This window comes from Agrobacterium sp. InxBP2, from assembly GCF_026191755.1.
Taxonomy (GTDB): Bacteria; Pseudomonadota; Alphaproteobacteria; order Rhizobiales; family Rhizobiaceae; genus Agrobacterium; species Agrobacterium pusense.
Map to the genome: position 1 here is coordinate 260501 of NZ_JAINDY010000021.1, position 23030 is coordinate 283530.

At 59.6% G+C, this 23030-nt stretch carries 18 protein-coding genes; 3 read left to right on the forward strand and 15 right to left on the reverse strand.

The annotated features are described in order from the left end of the window. Positions 1-175 precede the first annotated feature (175 nt). The gene (locus K7A42_RS05110; protein ID WP_004438438.1) at positions 176-715 is read left to right on the forward strand and encodes a TRAP transporter small permease subunit; all 540 of its coding nucleotides are present in this window, start codon (positions 176-178) and stop codon (positions 713-715) included. A 31-nt stretch (positions 716-746) separates the two neighbouring features. Further along, positions 747-2228 carry a TRAP transporter large permease gene (locus K7A42_RS05115; RefSeq protein ID WP_004438436.1) on the forward strand — a complete coding sequence of 494 codons (1482 nt, stop codon included), beginning with the start codon at positions 747-749 and terminating at the stop codon, positions 2226-2228. A 368-nt stretch (positions 2229-2596) separates the two neighbouring features. Here the strand turns inward: K7A42_RS05115 and K7A42_RS05120 are convergent, their stop codons facing one another. Continuing rightward, positions 2597-3694: a TRAP transporter substrate-binding protein gene (locus K7A42_RS05120; RefSeq protein ID WP_003510333.1), complete on the reverse strand. Its 1098-nt coding sequence runs from the start codon at positions 3692-3694 to the stop codon at positions 2597-2599. A 293-nt stretch (positions 3695-3987) separates the two neighbouring features. Between K7A42_RS05120 and K7A42_RS05125 the strand changes: the two genes are divergently transcribed. Next, on the forward strand, positions 3988-4743 hold the full coding sequence (locus K7A42_RS05125) for a gamma-glutamyl-gamma-aminobutyrate hydrolase family protein (protein WP_125270832.1): 756 nt from the start codon (positions 3988-3990) through the stop codon (positions 4741-4743). A gap of 81 nt (positions 4744-4824) precedes the next feature. Here K7A42_RS05125 and K7A42_RS05130 read toward each other — a convergent pair whose 3' ends face one another. The 14 genes from K7A42_RS05130 to K7A42_RS05195 all read right to left on the reverse strand — a co-directional run bounded on the left by K7A42_RS05130 (position 4825) and on the right by K7A42_RS05195 (position 22991). Beyond that, complete coding sequence (locus tag K7A42_RS05130) at positions 4825-5856, reverse strand: ABC transporter permease (RefSeq protein ID WP_022563607.1); 1032 nt, start codon at positions 5854-5856, stop codon at positions 4825-4827. Between the two features lie 32 nt (positions 5857-5888). Beyond that, complete coding sequence (locus tag K7A42_RS05135; protein ID WP_113344121.1) at positions 5889-7430, reverse strand: sugar ABC transporter ATP-binding protein; 1542 nt, start codon at positions 7428-7430, stop codon at positions 5889-5891. A gap of 236 nt (positions 7431-7666) precedes the next feature. Then, entirely contained in the window at positions 7667-8596 is a 930-nt protein-coding gene (locus tag K7A42_RS05140; protein WP_174151609.1) for a sugar ABC transporter substrate-binding protein, read from the reverse strand. A 503-nt stretch (positions 8597-9099) separates the two neighbouring features. Continuing rightward, positions 9100-10542 (reverse strand): M20 family metallopeptidase, encoded by a 1443-nt coding sequence (locus tag K7A42_RS05145; protein WP_004438417.1) that lies wholly within the window; start codon positions 10540-10542, stop codon positions 9100-9102. A 127-nt stretch (positions 10543-10669) separates the two neighbouring features. Then, positions 10670-12214, reverse strand: coding sequence for an ABC transporter substrate-binding protein (locus K7A42_RS05150; RefSeq protein ID WP_035208529.1), 1545 nt, complete (start codon positions 12212-12214; stop codon positions 10670-10672). Positions 12215-12243: 29 nt separating this feature from the next. Then, positions 12244-13086 carry a serine hydrolase gene (locus K7A42_RS05155; protein ID WP_167378225.1) on the reverse strand — a complete coding sequence of 281 codons (843 nt, stop codon included), beginning with the start codon at positions 13084-13086 and terminating at the stop codon, positions 12244-12246. Positions 13087-13099: 13 nt separating this feature from the next. Further along, positions 13100-14734: an ABC transporter ATP-binding protein gene (locus tag K7A42_RS05160; RefSeq protein ID WP_037091055.1), complete on the reverse strand. Its 1635-nt coding sequence runs from the start codon at positions 14732-14734 to the stop codon at positions 13100-13102. Further along, complete coding sequence (locus tag K7A42_RS05165) at positions 14731-15549, reverse strand: ABC transporter permease (protein WP_072493604.1); 819 nt, start codon at positions 15547-15549, stop codon at positions 14731-14733. The genes K7A42_RS05160 and K7A42_RS05165 overlap by 4 nt, the downstream gene beginning before the upstream one ends. Beyond that, positions 15546-16490 (reverse strand): ABC transporter permease, encoded by a 945-nt coding sequence (locus K7A42_RS05170; RefSeq protein ID WP_282454917.1) that lies wholly within the window; start codon positions 16488-16490, stop codon positions 15546-15548. Before K7A42_RS05170 ends, K7A42_RS05165 begins: the two co-directional genes overlap by 4 nt. Positions 16491-16668: 178 nt before the next feature. Then, positions 16669-17574, reverse strand: a complete 906-nt coding sequence (locus tag K7A42_RS05175) for a LysR family transcriptional regulator (protein WP_004438405.1) — start codon at positions 17572-17574, stop codon at positions 16669-16671. A gap of 104 nt (positions 17575-17678) precedes the next feature. Then, entirely contained in the window at positions 17679-18623 is a 945-nt protein-coding gene (locus K7A42_RS05180) for an isoaspartyl peptidase/L-asparaginase family protein (protein ID WP_037091053.1), read from the reverse strand. A gap of 44 nt (positions 18624-18667) precedes the next feature. Then, positions 18668-20206, reverse strand: coding sequence for a hydantoinase/oxoprolinase N-terminal domain-containing protein (locus tag K7A42_RS05185; protein WP_174151612.1), 1539 nt, complete (start codon positions 20204-20206; stop codon positions 18668-18670). Continuing rightward, positions 20203-21279 (reverse strand): DUF917 domain-containing protein, encoded by a 1077-nt coding sequence (locus K7A42_RS05190; protein ID WP_006698622.1) that lies wholly within the window; start codon positions 21277-21279, stop codon positions 20203-20205. The genes K7A42_RS05185 and K7A42_RS05190 overlap by 4 nt, the downstream gene beginning before the upstream one ends. Before the next feature lie 116 nt (positions 21280-21395). Continuing rightward, positions 21396-22991 (reverse strand): ABC transporter substrate-binding protein, encoded by a 1596-nt coding sequence (locus tag K7A42_RS05195; RefSeq protein WP_072493606.1) that lies wholly within the window; start codon positions 22989-22991, stop codon positions 21396-21398. Positions 22992-23030 lie beyond the last annotated feature (39 nt).

Consider the following 23030-nt stretch of genomic DNA (forward strand, 5'->3'; position numbering starts at 1 on the left):
TTGCGTGCGGTTTCGGTTGCTTTTCGAACCGCCTGCCCATACACGGATTCTGTGGGGAGGAACTCCGGAACCGATGGGTGCGGACGCGCGTGGAGGCGTGGCCGTTGCAGGGGTATCGGGCTTTGCTCTCCGCCATAAACCCGCAAAGGGCCCGGCAAGGGAAGAGGGGAAAGTCATGAAATCGCTTTTAAAAATAAGTGCGTTGATAGATTCTGCGAGCGAGGCCCTGGGCAAGGTCGCCGGTTATCTCGTGCTCATCTGCTGCCTCGTCAGCGCCGGTAACGCCATGGTCCGTTACGCCTTGAACTACAGCTCCAACGGCTGGCTCGAAATCCAGTGGTACATGTTCGCCTTCATCGTGCTGATCGGCGCTTCCTATACGCTGCGCATGAACGAGCATGTTCGGGTCGACATCATCTATGGTGCGATTTCGCCACGCAGCCGCATCTGGGTGGATATTATCGGCATTGTGTTGTTCCTGTTGCCCGGCTGCCTTTATCTAGCCTGGCTGTCCTGGCCCATGTTCACGCTGTCCTGGAATCAGGGCGAAATGTCTTCCAACGCCGGCGGCCTGATCCGCTGGCCCGTGAAACTCATCATCTTCGCCGGTTTCGCCCTTCTGGTTCTTCAGGGGTTTTCCGAACTCATCAAGCGCATAGGCGCCCTCAACGGGCTTTATGCGCTCGATACGAAGTACGAAAAACCCCTGCAATGATCGCGCCGATCTGAACCTTCAGGATATTCCCATGTTTGAATACGGTATTCTTCCGCCACTGATGTTCATCGGCATGATTATCTTCATGCTTTACGGATTTCCGGTGGCTTTCTCGCTTGCCACGGTCGGCCTCGTTTTTGGCGTCATCGGCATCTTCACCGAGCATTTTTCACCGGCTTTTCTTCAGGCCCTGCCCCTGCGCATCTTCGGCATCGTTTCGAACGACCTTCTGCTGGCTATTCCCTTCTTCACCTTCATGGGCGCTATTCTGGAGCGTTGCGGCCTTGCGGAAGACCTGCTCGAAGGAACGGGGAAGCTTTTCGGCGCTATACCGGGCGGACTTGCCTATGCCGTCATCATTGTCGGCGCGATCCTGGGCGCGATCACCGGCACGGTTGCGGCCTCGGTCATCACCATGGGCGTCATCTCGCTGCCCATCATGCTGAAATACGGCTATAATCCGCGACTTGCCACCGGCGTCATCGCCGCCTCGGGCACGATCACACAGGTCATTCCGCCCTCGCTGGTGCTGATCGTCCTTGCCGACCAGCTCGGTAAATCCGTGGGCGACATGTATCTCGGCGCGATCGGTCCGTCGATCCTGCAGGTGGCGATCTTCATGCTCTTCATCCTGCTGATGTCGATCGTGCGGCCGAAGGATCTTCCGGCTTTGCCGCCGGAGGCACGCGGTGAGCTTAACCGGGCGCTGGTGTTGCGTGTGCTGGCGGGCATGATCCCCTCCATCGTGCTCATCTTCCTCGTGCTCGGCACCATCTTTCTCGGCCTCGCAACACCGACGGAAGCCGGAGCGCTCGGCGTTGTCGGCGCGATGGCGCTGGCGGCGGCACATCGGCGGCTCAGCTGGGACCTCGTCAAGCAGGGAATGCATTCCACCATGCACATCACGTCGATGGTGGTGTTCATCCTGGTCGGCGCGACCTGCTTTTCGCTCGTTTTCCAAGGCATGGATGGTTCGCTTTGGATCGAGCACATGTTGTCGGGCATTCCGGGCGGTCCTATCGGCTTCCTGATCTTCGTCAACATCTTCATCTTCTTCCTCGCCTTCTTCCTCGATTTCTTCGAAATCGCCTTCATCGTCATTCCAATGCTGGCGCCGATAGCCCAGTCGCTCGGCATTGACCTCATCTGGTTCGGCGTGCTGATCTGCATCAACATGCAGACAAGCTTCATGCACCCGCCTTTCGGATTTGCATTGTTCTACCTGCGTTCCATCGCGCCGCGCACCGTCAAGACATCGGATATCTACATGGGCGCCATTCCCTGGCTCGGCATGCAGCTCATCCTCGTCGCCATCGTGATATTCTGGCCGGAATCCGTCACCTACTGGATAGACAAGGCTCCCGACGTCGATCTGAACTCCATCAAGATCGAGGTGCCCGCCTTCGGTAATCAGGGTGGCAACACCATGCCCAATTTCGGCTTGCCAGGAGGCCAGCCAGGAGGAATGCCGGGCATGCCAAATCTGGGCGAGCCGCCGAAGATCGGGCCTTGACAGGCATCCTGTAGGGGCGCGGAAACGCCTGTGATTGCGAAGACGGGTACGCCCCCGCCTTCCCTTCATTCTCTTTAGAAACGGACCCGGGCAGTCACTATACTGCCTGTCCGGTTCTTCTTGATGACGAATGCAACGCTCAGCGTTTTCCACATCGCGTCACATCCACAATTGAGGCCAATGGCCGGGGCTGGGGGCGCCGATCTCAGCCGGCAGTCCGGCTGGTCGCTTATCCTGCGATTGTGCTCTGAAGGACCCGATCATAATCCATCCATTGTTGTCGAATGCATGAGGGTACGCGCACAACAAAAACCCCGGAGACCGAAATCTCCGAGGCCTTTGCCCGGTCCGCCGCCGTTACTGAATAATCAGAGCTTGCCGTTACGCTGCTGGATCATCATGAAAGTATCGAAGGTGTATTCCGCCAGCTGCATCCACAGATAGCCTTCGCGCTTGAAGGCGACCTGGTCCTCGTAAATCTTCTTGAAGTCCGGATTGGAAGCCGAAATATTGGCGTATACCTCAAGGGCCGCCTTATAGCACGCTTCCAGAATTTCCTGGCTGAAGGGTCTGAGTACCGCGCCTTCAGAAACGAGCTGCTTGATGGCAATCGGGTTTTTGGCGTCGTATTTCGCCATCATGCTGGTATTGGCGAAGGCGCAGGCGTCCTGCAGCGCCGTCTGGTAGTTCTTGGGCAGGCTGTTCCACTTGTCCAGATTGACAAAAGAGTGAATGACCGGGCCGCCTTCCCAGAAGGCCGGATAATAATAGTACTTTGCAACCTTCTGAAAACCGAGCTTGTGGTCGTCATAAGGGCCGACCCACTCGGCGGCGTCGATGGTGCCCTTTTCCAGCGCCGGATAGATATCACCGCCGGCGATCTGCTGCGGCACGACACCAAGCTTTTCAACCACTTTGCCGGCAAGGCCGGCAATGCGCATCTTGACGCCTTTGAAATCGTCAACCGTGTTGATCTCCTTACGGAACCAGCCTCCCATCTGCGCGCCGGTATTGCCCGAAATCATGCCGTAGAGGTTATGTTTGGCGTAGAATTCATTGAGCAGTTTATTGCCGTTGCCTTCATAGAACCACGAATTGGTCAGGCGGGCATTCAGGCCAAAGGGTATCGCCGTCCCGATCGCGAAGGTCGGATCCTTGCCGACATAATAATAGGAGCAGGTATGGCACATTTCCACAGTGCCTGACGATACGGCATCGGCCGCCTGCAAGCCGGGAACGATTTCCCCGGCGGCAAAGGGCTGGATGGTAAAATTGCCATCGGTGGCGGCAGCGACGTGCTTCGCAATATCCTCGGCACCGCCATAGATCGTATCAAGCGATTTCGGAAATGACGACGTCAGGCGCCAGTTGATCTTGGTATTCTGCTGCGCAATGGCGGGCGCGGCAAGGGCTGCAGTGGCAGCTCCCGCGAGCGCACCTTTTTTCATAAAGGAACGGCGATCCATCTATATCCTCCCAGATATGAACGCTGCCTGCAGCTTTGAATTCCCCTCGTTGCTGTTCAGGCATTGTAGCGAAGTAAGCACGGTTATCGCCCGACTGACAAGCACCCGCACCAAGAATTAATCGCGGAAAAACGCCGTGTTTCCGGGAATTTTCTTCGCATTTTATATTCAACTGAAATATCTCGGCATCGCCTTATACTTTAGGCGCATGCCGGATCAGCAGGAGGCAAAGGCATGCTTGACTTGGTTCGCCGGCGGTCGCACATATTTCGAAGAATCGTTCCGGAGCCGCCATGCCAAAACCCATCATCGCCGTCCCCGCCGACATAAGGCATTTTACCGGAGCCGACTGGCACGCCGCGCAGAACCAGTATGTTTCCGCCGCCCTGAAAGTGGCTGGTGTCATGTCCTTCATCGTGCCGGCCTTTGAGGACGGACACGACGTGGACGCCATTCTCGACCGGGTGGATGGCCTGCTCGTCTCCGGCTCCGCCACCAATGTGCACCCTTCCCTCTACGGAAAGGAGGCGAAGGAGAGCGACGGCCCGTTCGACCAGGCCCGCGATGCCACCAGCCTGCCGCTCATCCGCCGTGCGATCGAGCGCGGCATTCCGATGCTGGCCATCTGCCGAGGAATACAGGAACTGAATGTGGCGCTGGGCGGAACGCTGGCGTCCGAAATTCAGGAGCACCCGGGCATATGGGACCACCGCAAGCCGGAACATGACGACCGCGACGTCGCCTTTGCCATCCGCCAGCCTGTGCATGTGCGCGAAGGCTCCTGCATTGCACAGCATCTCGGCATGTCGGGCGAAATCCAGATCAACTCGCTGCACAGGCAGGCCATTGCCGAAACCGCGCCGCGCCTGCAGGTGGAGGCGACGGCCGCCGATGGCACGATAGAGGCGGTGTCTGTCATTGACGCAAAAGGATTTGCTGTCGGGGTGCAATGGCATCCAGAATACTGGGCCGAGACGGACGCGCCCTCCCGCGCCCTGTTCGAGGCCTTCGGCAAAGCCGTCCACGACTATCGAAACAGCAAAGCATGAGCCGCTGCTGATCCCCTCGCCGCATGAGGGCACAAAAAAGGGGCAAGCCTGAAGGCCTGCCCCAAGGTCTGGGAGGAGGATTTAACGCTTGGCGCGTTTCTTCTGCCGGTAGACGTCAGCGACGACGGCCGCCACGATGATGAGACCTTTGACGATCTCCTGATAGTAGGCGTCCACTCGGAGGAAGGTGAAGCCCGATGTCATGACGCCGAGAATGATCGTACCGATTACCGTTCCGGTGATGCGGCCGGCGCCGCCGGATAGCGAGGTGCCGCCGATGACGGCCGCGGCGATGGCGTCAAGCTCATACATCACGCCCATGCCGGCCTGCGCGGTCTGAGCGCGGGCGGCGGTGACAACACCGGCGAGACCGGCGAGCATTCCGGCAATGGCATAGACCTTGATCAGATGTGCCTCGATATTGATACCGGATACACGTGCAGCCTGCTCATTGGCACCGATTGCATATGTGAACTTGCCATAGCGGGTGTAACGCAGCGCGACGTGGAAAATGATTGCCACGAGCAGGAACACCACGACTGGCCAGATGCCTGTGCCAATGAAATTGAAACCGTCGGTCAGGCCGGAGATCGGCTGACCCTTCGTATACCACTTGGAAATGCCGCGCGCGGTCACCATCATGCCGAGAGTGGCAATGAAGGGCGGGATTTTCGTGCGGGCGATGAGCTGCCCATTGATGAAACCGGCCAACATGCCGGCGAGAATGCCGACAGCAAGCGGGATGATGAACGGCAGGTCGGTGAGCCCGGGATAAAGTGCCCGCGGCCAGGTTGAAGACTGCGCCATGCTAGCGGACAACATCGCCGTGAGGCCGACGACCGACCCGGAGGACAGATCGATGCCGCCGGTAATGATGACCTGCGTAACACCTACGGCTATGATGCCGATCACGGAGACCTGCAGGATCATGATGGTCAGTCGCTGCTGGTTCATCAGGAAGCTCTGGCCGATGAATATCCAGCCGAGAATCTCGTAAATCAGCGCTATGCCGATCAGAATGAAGAAAATATTGGCTTCCGGCGGTATGCGCCGGTGCGGTTTGCGTCCGGATTTGGCATCCAGCTCCGGAGTGGCGGCGGCGTTGCTATTCATATCTGTTCCTCCTCGAGAAATCCCGGCGCGCCTCACCGCGATGCGAGATCCATCACCTTAACCTGCGTGGCTTCACTTCTATCAAGGAAGCCGGTCACCCGACCTTCATGCATGACCATGATGCGGTCGCTCATTCCCAGAACCTCCGGCATTTCGGAGGAAATCATGATGACGGCGACGCCCTGGCGCGCCATCTCACAAACGAGCTTGTGAATTTCCGCCTTGGCGCCCACATCGATGCCGCGCGTCGGCTCATCGAGGATCAGAATGCGCGGCTTGGTCAGCATCCAGCGACCGATCAACACTTTCTGCTGGTTGCCGCCCGAAAGATTTTCGATGCGCTCGTAAAGATGCGGAGTTTTCACCCTCAGCTTGCGGCACATTTCCTCGCAGGCGTCCGACAACGCGTTTTCCTGCACGAAACCATTGGCGACATATTTGTCCTGCAGAACGGCGATCTGCATATTTTCCAGAATATTCAGGATCAGCAGACATCCCGTGTCCTTGCGATCCTCGGTCAGAAACGCCATGCGATGACGAATGGCTTCCGTCGGGCTGGTGACTGAAACGGGGTTGCCATCGATGCTGATCGTCCCTGAAGACGCGGGCGTCACACCGAAGACTGTCTCTGCAACATTGGAACGACCGGAACCGACCAGGCCCGCGACGCCGAGAATTTCACCGGCGCGAACGTCGAAGGAAATATCGTGGAACACGCCATCAAGCGTCAGGTTTTTGACCGACAGGACAACGTCGCCGATAGGAACCTCTTCCTTCGGGAACATCTGCGTGATCTCGCGGCCCACCATCATACGGATGATGTCGTCGCGCGTTACATCGGTAGAGGCATGCGTGCCGATATATTTCCCGTCCCGGAAAACAGAGAACTCGTCGGCGATTTCGAATAGCTCGTTCATCTTGTGAGTGATGTAGACGATGCCGATACCGCGTTCCCTGAGATCGCGAATGATGCGGAAGAGATGCTCCACCTCGCGCTCCGTCAGCGCGGATGTCGGCTCGTCCATGATGAGAACGTCGGAATCGTAAGAAACCGCCTTGGCAATCTCGACCATCTGACGGCTGGCGACGGAAAGCTCACCGACCCGCGTTTCCGGATCGAGATCGATACCGAGGCGATCCAGCAGGGCTTCGGTACGGCGGTACATCTCGCCATGATCGATAAGGCCCAGCCGGTTCTTGGGTTCCCGTCTGATCCAGATATTTTCCGCGACCGTCATGTAAGCCATCAGGTTCAATTCCTGATGGATCATGGCAATGCCGTTTTCCAACGCATCAAGCGGGGAATCGAGACGAATGTCGGCGCCTTTCAGGCGGATTTCGCCGCTGTCTGGCTGGTAGATGCCAGCCAGAATCTTCATCAGCGTCGATTTTCCAGCGCCGTTCTCGCCCATCAGCGCGTGCACGGTGCCGCGCTTTAGCTTGAACTGCACATCATCGAGCGCCACCACGCCGGGAAATTCCTTGCGTATGCCTTCGACGGCGAGAAGGTATTCCGCATTCGGCACGGCGCCGCTGGCGCGCACGGCGGCCATTGTCGATGGACTGACGACCATCTCATCCTCCACAATAGACAAAATTGACCGGAAACAGGCTTCGCCCAATGGCGCACCTTGCCTCCGGGGAGGCTTACAGCGCCATGTCGACCACAACATGCAGGGCGCTGCAACACTTTGAATTCACTGGAATTCAATCACGATCCCCTCATGCGCCGAAGCTTGTTCGGCGCCGTCGGGAACCGGCATCTGCCTCCAATATCAATCTGAACGGCGCAGATGCCGGAAGGCGGCCACTAGTTCTTGGCCACGTAGTCCTTGACGTTTTCAGGCGTGACGAGCTGGAAGGGGATGTAAACCTTCTTCTCGACCTTCTCGCCCTTGACGAGCTTCAGCGCGGCATCAAGTGCGCCCTTGCCCTGGCCTGCCGCATCCTGGAAGACCGTGGCGTCGAGATCGCCCGCCTGCATGGCGGCGAGAGCATCCTGCGTGGCGTCCACACCGGCGACGACATAATCCTTCATGTCCTTGCCAGCAGCCTTCAGAGACTGAATGGCGCCGATCGCCATTTCGTCGTTATTGGCGATGACGGCGTTGAACTCGATGCCGCTCGACAGCCAGTTGGTCACGAGGTCGGAACCCTGCGTGCGCTGCCAGTTAGCGGTCTGCTCTTCAACCACGGAAATGCCTTTGCATTCGTCGGTTTTCAAGACATCCTTCGCAGACTGCGTGCGCATGCGCGCCGCCTGGTTCGAGAGCTCGCCCATCATGATGACGGCATTGCCCTTGCCACCGAGGAGGCGGCAAACCTCTTTCGCCTCAAGCGTACCAGCCACCGTTTCGTCGGAGGCGACAAACGCCTGTCCGTCCGGCAGGCTGTCGACGTTCACCGGCTGGCGGTTGACGTAAACGAGCGGAATCTTGGCGTCGGCTGCGAGCTTGGACATGGCCGCTGTCGCATCCGTGTCCACAGGGTTGACGATGATTGCGTCGACCTTGGAAGCGATGAAGTTCTGGATCTGGCTCTGCTGCTTGGCGACGTCGTTCTGCGCATCCTCGACCTGCAGGGTGACGCCCTTCAGCTCCTTGGAATAATCCTGCATGCCATTGCGCAGCACGGTCAGGAAGTTGTCGTCAAACAGCGCCATCGAGACACCTACGGTCTCCGCATGGGCCGCCGTGCCGAGAAGCACAGACATAGCTGCGCCGATGATAAATTCCTTCATTGTTTTTCTCCTCCGTGGCGTCCGGCGCCGCCTCTCCCAGCCGGAGGCGAACCCGAAAGCCCGCCGCAACCTCCTCACATCAGAAAACGGAATAATGAAACCGATTTTCTGCCTGTTCGATATATTTATTCCATTTTTGGTTCGAACGTCAATGTTTTCTTCGCAGCCCCGCAGCGGAGTGGTGCACAAGGCTGTGATGATGGGAAATTGCGGGGGACGTGCCTCCGGATCGCATAGCCGTGGAAGATGCAGAGGCTCGCTCGGCCTCGTTCCCAACCGGGAGGCCGGGTCCATAAGCCGTTGAAATTATGCTTTACGGCTCGAAATGGGGATAACTCGGCCGGGATGGAAGATTTATTCCAAACCGGCATCCACCGGCTCTCCTTGGAGAAGGCCGGCGGCGCATCAGCTTTTCTTCCGCTCGAAACAGTCAGGGGATCTTCCGTGCCGCCTGTGGAAATATGGCGGCACGGGGACGGCGGCAAAAGGAGGTGCGTAGCGCCTTACCGGTGGGAACCCGGCATGACATCGGCGGGAATCGGGCAGACGTATTTGCTGCCTTCCGTCTTTTCCTGCCATTCCTTCCTGGCGCTGGCGAGCAATTCCGGCGATGTCATCAGTGAAAGACCTGTCGCTGCAAGCGTTTTGGCGGCATGCACCATGGCCTTGTGGGCGGCAGGAGTTTTGCCTTGTGCCACCACCTGCCAGGTATGCGGATTGGTCCCGATCGCCCAGGCGGGTGTCCAGCATTGTGCCGTCGGTGTCACCCAGCTGACGTCACCGACATCGGTGGAGCCGGCCCGAAAATGCGAATGCCCCTCGAAATCCCGCAGGCCGAGATGCAGGGGCGTCGAGCCGTCGATCTTACGGTTGGAAAAGACATCACCCTTTATCTGGTAGAGCCGGATGCTGCTTTTGATCGCCTCGTCAGTAAAAGTATCCTGGATGCGTTTGGCAAAAGCGATATCCGCTTCATCGAAAGCGACAGGGCCAAGCGCCACCATGTTTTCATGCATCGCCGTTTCCAGCGCGATGTTGGGCAGGAGATTGGTGGAGGCGGTATCAAAGACGATCTCCACCTCGGTCTCGGTCATCAGTGCCGCACCGCGCGCCACCTTGTCCACCCGCGCGGCGAGATCAAGCGCCTGACGCATTTCCGGGGCGCGGATCAGATAAAGGACTTCCGCCTTGGCCTGCACCACATTGGCCGCCTTGCCGCCAGTGTCAGTGATTGCATAATGTACGCGGCAATCCTGCGGCATGTGTTCGCGCAGGAAATTGACGCCGACATTCATGAGTTCGACGGCATCGAGCGCCGAGCGGCCGAGATGGGCTGCATTGGAAGCGTGGGCCGCAACACCCTTGAAACGGTAAAAATATTCCAGCACGGCCAGATTATTGGTCGAGCGTACCCCGTTGAACGGTGCCGGGTGCCAGGTCAGCGCAGCATCGACATCGTCAAACAGGCCGGCACGCACCATGAAGGTCTTACCGGAACCGCCCTCCTCGCCGGGGCAGCCGTAATAACGGACGGTGCCGGGCATATTATTGGCCTTCAGATGCCGGGCGAGCGAAATAGCAGCCATCAATGAGCCGACGCCGAGCAGATTATGGCCACAGCCATGGCCGGTGGCGCCCTCCTCTCGCGGCTGCACCTTCGCCACATCAGCCACCTGGCTCATGCCGGCCAGCGCATCGAATTCACCGAGGAAGGCGATAACGGGCTTGCCCCTGCCAAATTCGCCGATGAAGGCGGTTTCCATGCCCGCCACACCGCGCCGAACCGTAAAGCCATTTTCCTCAAGCGCGGCGGCCAGAATGCCGGCAGATTGCCGTTCTTCAAATTTGAGTTCGGCAAAATCCCAGATGCTGTCGCTCAAAGTGGTGAAATCAGGCTTCATCGCCTCGATTTCGGCGGCAATCGACATCACGGCATCACGGTTCATGGCTTTTCCTCGCATTTCCGCCCTTTTCGGGCACGCTCAGGCGCTTCGGCAGAGGCACCGCCAAATTACCGCGCTTAATAATGGAAAGCCCGCGCCGGGGTCAGCCGCCGGCGCGGGCAAGGGTGGGTCAGTTGTCGACCGAGACCTCCCAGAGGCGAGCGTTCGACTGCCAGACAGGCTGGCCCTTCAGCTTCTTCGTCGCGCCCCAGACATCGACCATGTCATAGAGGAAGATACCCGGCATTTCCTTCAGCATCAGCTCATGGAACTCATCGAAAATCTTCTGGCGTTTCGTCTGGTCGGCCTCAACATAGGCGGCCTTCATCAGCTCGATCGCCTTCGGATCATCCCACATCAGGGAAGCGTTCTTGTCCTTGTTGCCGACATAAAAGGCATACATCAGCGCCGGGTCGAGGCGCGGAGCGACCGACTGCGAGATCACCTGATAATTGCCGGAGCGGCGGCGATCCACCTGGGTGGCATAGTCCAGCACCTCGATCTGCACGTTGAGGCCCGCCTGCTGCATCATCGCCTGCGCCATGACGGCGGCCGGGAAGCTCGGCACGTTGCCACGCTTGTTGGCGATGATCGAGATTGGTTCGCCCTTGTAACCGGCCGCCTCAAGCTCCTTCTTGGCGGCATCGATGTCATAGGCCGGACGCTTCTTCTGGGTCTCACCGTAATAGACAGAATCCTGCGAAACCATCGAACCGTTGGCCTCGCCCGTGCCGTTGGATGCGGCGGCAACCAGTTCATCAAGATCGAGTGCCATCGCCATGGCGCGACGCACGCCGGGATTGCTCAGCACCTTGTCACGGGTCTGGATGTAGAACAGGTTCTTGCCGTTGTTGCGGGAAACGATGAGTTGCATCTTTTCGTTGGTCTTGAATTCCGGAATGAGATCGGGGGAAATCTCGGCCGTATCGAGCACGCCGGATTCAAGACCCGCCTTCACGGTCGAGGCATCAGGGATGACCATGAACTTGACGCCATCGGCCAGCGGCCGCTTGGAGCCGACCATGCCGTCAGGCTTGCCGTCATTTGCCGGCGAAACGTAGTCGGCAAACTTGGCGAGGCGGATATACTCGCCCTTCTTCCACTCGTCCCACTGAAAGGGCCCCGTGCCGATCGGCTTGACGAAACTGCCATCGGAAGCAACCGATTCCGGTGAGATCATGCCCGTATAACCGCATTCCGGCCGTGACATGAGGCCCAGGAAAACGCCGGATGGTTTTTCCAGGGTGATCTCGACAGTGGAAGCATCCGTGGCCTTGACGCCAGTGACGTGTGCTGCGCCGCCCTCGACGAAATCGTTGAGGCAGGCCCATTTGGTTTCCGGCTTCAGGTAACGCGTCCAGTTCCAGACGACATCCTCTGCGGTGAGCGGCTTGCCGTTGTGGAATTTCACGTCCTTGCGCAGCTTGAACGTATAGGTCAGGCCATCAGGGGCAACCTCGACGCTTTCTGCGAGAAGCGGCTTCACCTCACCGGCATTGTTATAGCCGACGAGACCCTCGACGATATGCAGGATGACCCCATCCGTATTGCCATCGCGGTTCACCCCCGGGTTGTTGCTGCGCAGATCCGAGCTCTGCGCAATGGTGATGTCGCGTGCTGCGGTTATGTTGGCCGTTACGAGCAGGGCAACGCCTGCGAGAAGAAGTTTTTTCACTGTTCTACCCTCTTTGTTGTCGTTGATTGTTATTGATGAAAGCCATCCCAGCACGCCTGCGCCAGCCGGCCGATCGTTTCGAGCGCGATGGTGTATCCCGGCGTGCCGTCAGGCATGGTTTGCGGCACCTCATCGGTATAAGCGGTGATGATGAAGGACGGCGCGCCGTTTCTGTAGACGATGCCCGCATCCATGCGACCACGTTTGCCGCGACCGCTCTTGCTCGCCACCACGGCCTCGAACGGCAGGCGGGAGCGAATTCCATAACGCAAAATCTGGTTCTTCAGCGTCTGCATCGCCCATTCGCACAATTGCGCACTGCATCCGAGCTTCGCCTGCGCTTGCCGCGAGGACTGGGCATCGAGAATGGTCTGCAACAGCAACACCTGGTCCGCCGCCGACGTTGTGGTGACGGTTTTAAGCGGATGGTCCGCCGCCAGTGCCAATGGCGGAATGAGAAAACGATGATGGGTGTTGGACATGCCGAGCGATTTGCAATAGCCGTCCACCTCTTCCAGCGTCAGCCTCTCCAGCACCATCTTGGTGCAGACATTATCGCTCAGCACCATCATGCCGGCGACGGCATCGCGTAGCGAAATCACGATGCCCGGCGTCATATAGCGGAACATGCCGCTCGCCACCTCTTCCGCCAGCCGTTTTTCATAGGTGACGGGCTGGTCGAGATCGATCCGCCCTTCGCTGGCGGCCTTGAGCACTGCCATCATGATCGACGTCTTGCGGGTGCTGCCCGATGGCGTCTCCTCGTTTTCTCCCCGGCCGATCTCTTCACCGGTCAGGAGATTGCGCACCATGAAGCGCGTCACGAAAGGCTGTGCATCACAGATCGCATTTAATTGGGCAGCCACAGTCATTGTCATCTTCCTGTTAAACTTCATCTTCCAGACGCCATTTCAGTGTCACGCCGCCCTTTTCATTCTGGTCGAGGGCGGGAATGGCCGAGAGCAGCCGGCGCGTATAGGCTTCCTTCGGACTGTCGAAAATCGTGTCGCGGTCACCCTCTTCGATGATGCGGCCGTCCTGCATGACGACGACACGGTCCGCCACCTGCTCCACCACACCGAGATCGTGGCTGATGAACAGGCAGGAAAAGCCGTAACGTTTCTGCAGATCGGAAAAGAGATCGAGCACCTGCGCCCGCACCGTCACGTCGAGTGCCGAGACCGGTTCGTCGGCGATCAGGAACCGCGGACGGCGGGCAATCGCGCGGGCAATCGCCACGCGCTGGCGCTGGCCGCCGGAAAGCTCGTGCGGATAACGGGCGGCGTAGTCAGCGCCGAGCCCCACTTCCTCCAGTGTTTCCAGCGCCCGCTTGCGCTTGGCGGCCTGATCGAGGTCAGGCACGAGGCGCAATGCCTCCTCCACCAGCGCCTGAATGGTCATGCGCGGATCAAGCGAGGAATAGGGATCCTGAAACACCATCTGGCAATTCAGGCGATAATCCTTCCAGTCCTCGTTGCGCTCGCGGCCCTGAAAGCGGATATGCCCTTCGCTTTCCTTGACGAGCCCGGCAATGGTGCGGCCAAGCGTCGTCTTGCCGGAACCGGAGCCGCCAACCAGCGCCACGACCTCTCCCTCATGAATATCGATGCTGACGCCATGCAGCGCGCGCTTTGGCTTGGCTTTCTTCAGCAGGGATTTGCGGCCGGCATAATCGACAACGATATCGCGGGCCGAAACCATCGGCGCTTTGGAGGTGTCGATACGGCGCGGCTCGCCACGGAACGGCAGGGAGGAAAGCAGCTTCTTGGTATATGGGTGCTGCGGCGCGTCCAGCAGGTCCTCGGTACGGCCCTGCTCGACAATCGCGCCTTTTTCCATGACCACGATGCGTCTGGTATAACGCGCCACCATCGGCAGATCATGGCTGATGAGCAAAACGGCGGTGCCTTCCGCACGTGTCAGCTCCACCATCAGTTCCATGACATCGCGCTGGATGACAGCGTCAAGTGCCGTCGTCGGCTCGTCGGCAATCAGCAAAGCGGGTTTCAACAGCATGACCGAGGCCAGCATGATGCGCTGGCGCATACCGCCGGAAAACTCATGCGGATAGGCCGTCAACGCGCCTTGGGGATCGCGGATGCCGACTCGGCTCAGCATGTCGAGAATTCCCGCGCGGCGCTCTTCTCCCGACAGTTTCGTGTGAAGGATCAGCCCCTCTTCCAGCTGCCGGCCTATCGTCATTGATGGATTGAGGGAGGTCATTGGCTCCTGAAACACCACACCGATCTCTGCGCCGCGCAGACTTCGAAGCGCCTTCACCGGCAGAGACATCACATCCTGCCCCTTGTAGACGATCGACCCGCCGGTGACAGCGATGGCCGGTGGCAGAAGCGAGATGAGCGCGCGGGTGGCGAGCGTCTTACCCGAACCGCTTTCACCGACGATGCCGAAGATTTCGCCCGCGGCTATATCGAAGGAAACATCCTTGACCACCCGATGGCCGGTTCTGGCGACTTCGAGCGAAAGGCCCCGGACGGTGAGAAGTGTATTATCAGTCATTTGAGACCTCTCATGCGCGGGTCAAGCCTGTCGCGGAGGGCATCGCCCAAAAGATTGATGCCGAGCAGCGTCAGCGCGATGCAGAGACCGGGGAAAAGACCCAGCCACACGGCCTGCTGGATGAAGGGTCGGCCGGCGGCCAGCATATTGCCCCAGGTGGGGGCCGGCGGCGGCACACCAAGGCCAAGGAAGGAGAGCGCGCTTTCCGACAGAATGGCCCAGCCAAACATGGAAGTGGCAAGAACCGTGATCGGCGCGATGCAATTGGGCAGGATGTGGCGGAACATGGTGTAGATTTCACCATTGCCCATCACCAGCGACGCCTCGATGAATTCACGCTCACGCAGAGAAAGCACGGCACCGCGCACCACGCGGGCCATGGATGGCGTATAAGCGATACCTAGAGCGAAGATGATGCCATACTGGTTTGCGCCGAACACCGCGAGCAGGCCCAGCGCCAGCAGAATGCCGGGAAAGGCGAGAAGCGCATTGTTGATGGCCATGATGATGCCATCCACCCAGCCCCGCGCATAACCGCTGACAAGGCCGATCAGCGTGCCGCAGATCGTCGCGAAGCTGACCGTCAGGAAGCCGATCCAGACGCTGGCACGTGCGCCGACCATCAGGCGGCTCAAAACATCGCGCCCGAATTCATCGGTGCCGAGAAGATGGCTGGCGCTTGGACCGGCCAGACGCGAGGCGAAACCGAGCTTCATTGGATCATAAGGTGTCCAGAACAGGCCGGTTGCGGCGGTAATGAGCAGGAGGGCGATGAGAAAGCCGCCGATAAGCCCGTTGAGTGTGAACTTTTTCATTCGGCAACCACGCGCGGATCGAAGAGGGGATAGAGGAGGTCGACGAACAGGTTGACCAGAACATAGGAGAGCGAGACGAACAGCAGACAGCCTTGAATGACCGGATAGTCGCGGGCAAAAATACCGTCGACCATCAACCGCCCGAGGCCCGGAATGGTGAACACCGTTTCGATGACGGCGATGCCGCCGAGAAGATTACCAAGGATGAGGCCGATCATTGTCCAGGTCGGGCCAAAGGCATTCTTGAAGGCGTGCCGCCAGAGAACGGCGCTTTCCGAAAGGCCCTTGGCGCGGGCGTGGGTGATGTAATCAAGCCGCAGAACCTCCAGCGTCGAGGCGCGCGCCATGCGGATCAGAACACCCATTTCGTGGATTACCAGCGTCATGACGGGCAGGACGAGATAAAGCATGCCGCCGACGAGATTGTCGCTGATCGACACATATCCGAGCACCGGCAGCCAGCCGAGTTTCAGGCCGAAAAACAGAAGAAGCAGAAGGCCAAGCCAGAACGTGGGAATGGACAGAAGCAGCGTCGCCGTTCCGACCAGCGCGAGATCAGTCAGGCTGTTCTGTTTCCAGGCGGCGATCACGCCTGCCGGAACCGCAATCAGGCTGGCGAGAAGCACCGCAACCACGACGATCTCGGCGCTGACGAGAAAGCGCGAGACGACCAGCGGCAGCACCGGCTCGTCATTGACGATGGAGCGACCGAAATCGCCCTGCACCACATTGCCGGCCCAGATGACGAACTGTTGCGGCATGGACTTGTCGAGGCCGAGCTCGGTCCTCATGGCTTCGATCTGTTCCGGTTGCGCCATGTCGCCCAGCATCAGGGCGGCCGGATCGCCGGGAATGAAGCGGATGAGCGCAAACACCGTGATCGACACGAATGCGATCGTCGGCAGCGCCATCAAAAGACGGCTCAGTATGAATCTTATCATCGGTTCCCCACGATTGATGGCAGGTAATGACAGCCCGCCTCTATCGGTTTCATTGCTGGCGACTATGACGGATTGAGAAATATCACGCAATATTATGCATAAACGTCATACATCTATGCAGAATGACGGCGCGGTCCTCCCGATGAGGACAAGGACATCTTCCGCCCAAAATCCCGCTTCAGACGATCTTTTGCGAGAGCTGAATTTCCCGCTTCAAGGCATCGCTTAGCGCCTGCGCAGCGATGGAGAGCGGTGCCCCGGAGGCGCGGGCAAGACCGAACTCCTGCGTCGCCTGCGGGACGAACGGCCTCGCGACAACGGGCAGGTGCCGATAGAGGTTGGCATAAAAACTGCTGATGATCGTTACCCCCAACCCGTGCGCCACATAGGCGCAGGCGGAACTGTTGGTGTGAGTCTCGATCTTCACCATCGGTTTGACGCCAGCCTTTTTGAACACCTGATCGAGCGCCATGCGATTTGGCCGCTGGCGGCCGATCAGGATGAGCGGAATGTTGCGCAGGTCCTTCACGGTAATTTCGTCAAGCGCTGCCAGCGGATGATCCTCCCGGACCACGCACACACTCTTGCCGGTCGCGACACGCTCGACGTCGATGCCCGGCCCGATCTCACCTTCCATCCGCAGGAAACCGAGATCAATCACCCGCTCGCCGACAAGCTTGTTGATGGCGGTCGTCGTCTCGAAAAAAGTCTCGATGCGAACGCCGGGAAAATCCCGGACATAGTCGATCAGCATGGCGGGCGCGAAATTTTCCCACATACTGCTCGGCAGCCCGATGCGCACGATTTCCGGACCAGCCGCACCATTCCGCAAATCTTCCGCATGACCGGACATGCGGTCGACCGCAAGCAGCACGTTTTCCGCATCCCGCGCAAGCAGCACCGCCTCCGGTGTCGGAATGAGCCGCCCTTTGTCGCGGGCAAACAGCGTCAGAGACAGGTCGGCCTCAAGCTGCGCCAGCAGCCGGCTGATACCCGATTGGCTCAGCCCCATTGCCTTGGCCGTGGCGATGGTCGAGCCGGTGGAAAGAAGCGTACGAAGAACTTCGAGCTGCTTGATGTTCATGAGGCCAGCACCATGGATGAAGAGACAAGCCGGTTTCGGTTCTGACGTTTTGCCGCCGATAACGCTTCATGTCACCGGTTTTTTATCCCGCACGCGGCAACTGCCTACAGTTCCACCGAATACACGGTGTCATGGGTGGCCACGCAAGCATCACCCGTGGAGGTGACCCAACCGCGGAACATGCCGGGGGTATTGTAGGGCGCTGCAATCCCGCCTTCGGCATCGATAGCCACAAGACCCGCGCCAATATCGTAGGGCGCCAGATCCTGATGGACGAGATTGCCAGCAGCCGTCTCCAGATCCTGCCCGAGATAGGCGACGCGGGATGCGACTTCGTGACCGACGACGTAGCGGATGAAAAATTCGCCCTTGCCGGTGCCGGAAACCGCGCAGGCCCCATCCCGTGCATAGGTGCCTGCCCCGATCACCGGGCTGTCACCCACCCGGCCATCGGGCTTGTTGGTGTAGCCACCTGTCGAGGTGGCCGCGGCAAGATGGCCCGCCGCATCGAGCGCCACCGCACCCACGGTTCCGTGTTTCTCGTTTTCCGTCGCTTCCGTGCCAGCGGCGGCATGGCGCTTCATCGCCGCCAGTGCTTCACGGCGCTTTTGAGTCGTGAAATAGGATTGCGGCTCGGTCGCAAGCCCCTTTTCCTCTGCAAAGCGGTCGGCCGCCTCCCCCGTCAGATAGACGGCACGGTTATCCGCCATCAGTGCGCGGGCGGCTTTCACCGGATTGCGAATGGCGCGGGACGCGCTGATCGCGCCCGCTGCCAATGTGGCACCATCCATGATCGAGGCATCGAGTTCGTGGATGCCGTTCTCGTTCAGTGCGGCACCATGCCCTGCGTTAAAATGCGGGCTGTCCTCCATGACAACGACCGCCGCCTCGACCGCCTCAAGCGCGGTTCCGCCAGCCTTCAATACGCCATAACCGGCACGCAGCGCCGCTGCCAGATCATCGCGCGCAGCGGTCCACTCCTCTGAAGTCATGCTGTCTTCCGGCATAACGCCGCAACCACCGTGAATGGCCAGTGCGATCTTCGTCATGTTCTCTCCCCTCGTCGCCCCGCCAACCGCAGGGCCTCTTACCATCAATGAAAGGCGATCTCGCCGATGACCCGCACGCGAACCCGCCGCGCGCCGCCAGGCAGATAGGCAATCGGGATATCTTCCACCTCAAGCGTCTTCAGGCTCGCTCGTTCCGCTCCAGAGGCAATCGCCGCGTTCTGCGCCTCGGTCTCTGCTTTCGCAAGGGCCTCCTCGCGGCTCAGGCCGGAAAAGACCTGGTCGACCTCGCCGGAAACCTGCGCCATCGCCGCGCCCAGCGCATTGGCAACGCCGGCATTTTCCACACGCAGCACTTCCGACGCACCCGGAACCGTCACGGGAATCAAAAACGCCCCGCCGCCGACGGCAACCAGCGGCACATCTTCGGCCGAGGTCTTCATCTGGTCGAAACTGTCGGCCACCATGTCACGGATGCGTTGGAGTGTGGCCTGCACGAAAGCCGGATCGAGGCCTTTGACGCGGTCGCGGTCACCCATCTCGATCAGCCCCGCAGCAACGGCAATATCCGAGGTCGTGAGTGTCTGGCCGCCGAAAACACGGGCCTGCGTCAGGATGCGATAACCGACCGAGCGTGGACCGATCTTGCCCGTCTCAGGATCAACGATGGTGCCGCCGCCGAGCGCAATCGGCAGAAGATCGGGCATGCGGAAGAGCGTGCGCACCCCCCCAATATGGACGATATTGTTCGCCTCGCGCGGAAAACCGCCGACAAGGCAGCCGATATCGGAAGTCGTGCCACCGACATCCACCACCATGGCATCGTTAAGCCCGGTGAGGAAGGCAGCACCCCGCATTGAGTTCGTCGGGCCGGAAGCGAAGCTGTGCACCGGGTTGGCAGCGGCGACATCCGCGAGCGCCACCGTGCCGTCATTCTGGGTCAGATAGAATGGCGCCTTCACACCTGCTTCGCGCAACGCATCCGAAAATGCCTGAACGGTGGTCTTGCCAAGGGTTTGCAGTGCCGCGTTCAGCAGGGCGACGTTTTCCCGCTCCAGAAGCCCGATGCGGCCAAGCGTATGGGAAAGCGTGATGCGTGCATCGGGAATGACCGAACGGACGATTTCCGCCGCCCGCACTTCGCATTCAGTTGTCAGCGGCGAGAAGGTTGCCGAAATGGCGATGGAAGTGATGCCCGCATCGCGGATTTTCATCGCCGCCTCCCGAATTTCATCGGGAATCATCGGCACCAGCGGGCTGCCGTCATATTCATGGCCACCATGGACCATGAAGATCAACGGATCGACAGCATCGTACAAATCTTTTGGCCAGTCGCACATGGGCGGCAGCGAAGAACCGGTCGGCAGAGCGATGCGGATGGCTGCAACCCGTTCCAGCCGGGCGCGCTCCACCACCGCATTGGTGAAATGGGTGGTGCCGATCATCACCGCGTCGATCGGTCGATCCGTCGCGCCGACATGGCCGGACACATGGGCGAGCGCTGCTTTTACGCCCGACAGGACATCCTGCGTGGTCGGAACCTTGATGGAGGCGACAATGGTGTCTCCATCGATCAAAACGGCATCCGTATTGGTGCCGCCAACGTCAATACCGATGCGTTTCATGGGAATACCGATCTGAAGTCAATGTCATAACCGAAGGCGCGTGGGCCGACGGCGGCGATGCCGGCAGGCGTCGTCAAAAGCTCGGGTGCCGGCAGGGCGACAACCGTCACGCGCTGGCCGTAACGCACCGATTCCGTACCGATGGCGCCGCCGGAAACCGTATCGAGAAGGCAAAGCAGGTCCGGCGTCATGGCGACTGGCTGGCCATCGCGGAAGGCAACGGCCCACTCATTCTGGAATGCGAGCTCCATGCGCGAGCCACGGTCGGCATCGATGCCTTCAATGGTCGTGCTGCCGCGCAGGAAACCACCCGTGGTCTCGCGGGCCACATCCACCACCTTGCCGCGAAACAGCTGCTTGCCGCCCTCGTGGTCGAGAACCGCCTGAACGGGATCGTCATGGCGCGCACGCGCCTCCATCACCGCGCGCCCGAGTTCGGTCGCCTTGGTGACGGTGTAATGAATGCCCCACTCCTTCACTTCCTTGCCGGTGCGCGGCGCCTTGCAGGTGGCGGCGGTGGAGCCCACTTCGGTGCAGACCTTACGCGAGATACGCTCCATCCATTTCCATGAGGCAGCCCGCGTTACGATCACCTCATTGTCGCGCACATCGACCAGCGACAGCGGAAACATCGGCAGGTTGCCGATGGCGAAGGATGTCATCTGCGCTTCGGGATAGGCGCGTCCCATGGCGTCGGCATTGACGACCGGCCGGTCGAGGACGGCGGCAGCGAGGAAAGACGAGAGCGCGTTGGAGCCGCCGATCTCCACACTCATGATCGCCCGGAACGGCTTGCCGAGATAATCCTCCATGACCTCGACAGCGCGGGCAAGATGCACGGGGTCTCCCAGCCGTTCCTGACCGACAAGCGGGGCACCCATCTTGGAGACGACGGCAACCATGTCGTCATCGGCAAGCGCCATGGGATCCATGACCTTGACCCGTCGCCCCTCGGCATAGAGACGCCGCAGATTGAGCGTCGAGATATAGGGATTGCCGCCGCCCCCCGTTCCCAGAATCCAGGCACCGGTGGCCAGAGGTTCGATATCGTCTTCGGAAAATTCCTGGATCATGCGTCATCCTCGGGCATGCCGCAGCCTTTCCGGCCGCAGGCGATGCTCCTTCCCTTTGAAGTTCCAAGTCTGCCAACCCCGCCATCTGGGCGGGGTCGGTTTTCATGAGGTAAAGATCACTCGGCCTTGCAGTCCCAATGGAAGTTGGAGAAGTTCAAGTCCCAGCTCTGCATGGGGATGAACTCGTAACCCTGAAGGCACTTGTTCGCCGCATAACGGCGGTTCGGCGCAACCGCCCAGACGTCAGGCTGAAGATCAACGATCTTCGTCTGCAGCTCCTTGTAGGTAGCGTTCTGCTCGTTCACATCAGTGGTGGCGCGAACCTTGTCGATCAGCCCGTCGATTTCCGCGTTCTGCAGCCATTCCATCGACATCCAGGTACCGGATGCCTTGGAATGATACTGGTTGTAGAACATCGAGTCCGGCGACGGATAGGTCGGCGAGATGTTCACCTGCGTCGATGCCGGCGTTGTTTCGGGCTTGGAAGAAAGCTCGACGATACGGTTCCACGGCTCAGGCTTGATATCGAGCGTGATGCCGATCTGCTCGAGGCTCGACTGCAGAAGCAGCGCCACTTCCGCCTCGAAGGCGAGCGACGCGACATAGCTGTTGACGAGCGTGATCTTCTGGCCGGCATATTTCGACTTCGCCAGCTCTTCCTTGGCTTTTTCCAGATCGTAGACGCCCGGCTGGATATCGCCATTATGCGCGTCCTTGAACGCGTCAGAGAGCGGCCCCTTCATATCGAACCCCGGATAGATCACTTCCTGGATCGTCTTGTAGTCAGTCGCATAGGCGATGGCGCGGCGGACGTGGACGTCGTCGGTCGGATAGACCTTGGTGTTGAGCTTGATGACGAAACCGCCGGCGGTGCGGGTCTGGATCAGCTTGTAACCCTTCATCCGGCCGATGGATTCATAGGTGTCGTTGCCGAGCCCGTGCGAGGAAAGGCCGAGCTCACCCTTTTCCGCCAACGCCTTGACGGTGGCGTCGTCGCTGGTCTGCACGAAGCGTACTTCATCGATCGGCTTGCCCTTGGTCCAGCCGAGGAAATAATCGGCGTTACGGGCGATGACCATGTCGGCGGAGCGGTTGTAGCTGACGAGCTTGTAGGGGCCGGAACCGGCGGAATGTTCGCCGACATAAGCCTCGCCCCATTTGTCTTCGGGCTTGGCATTGGCTTCGATCAGCGTCTTGTTCATCGCCATCATCAGCGGCGTCGCCGCCATGAAGGGCGAGAACTGGCGGTCGATCTTCATGACCAGGGTTGCATCGTCAGGTGCGGTCACGTTTTCAGGCTTCAGCACGCCGACGATGAGGTTCGACGGGCCCTTGTTGATACCGAGCAGGCGCTGGATCGACCAGGCAAGATCGGCCGCCTTCACTGCCGTACCGTCTTGGAACTTCGCATCGTCGCGCAGGTGGAAGGTGTAGGTCAGGCCGTCCGCGGAAATCTCCCAGGATTTCGCCAGATGCGGCACGATTTCGCCCTTGGCGTTCACCGTGGTAAGTCCGTCATACATGTTCACGATGGCCATGTAGCCGGTGTAGTCAGTCACTTTCGCCGGGTCGAGCGAGCTGAATATCTGCATGGTGTTGACCGCGACCGACACCTTGTCTTCCGCAAGGGCCGCAGAAGACAGGACCGGCAACGCGAGCGCCGTGCCGAGCGCCAGTGCGGCGAGACGGGAAGAAACTACAGGCATTTTCATTATCGTTCTCCTCTTTATTGCGGGTCATCGGGCCCGCTT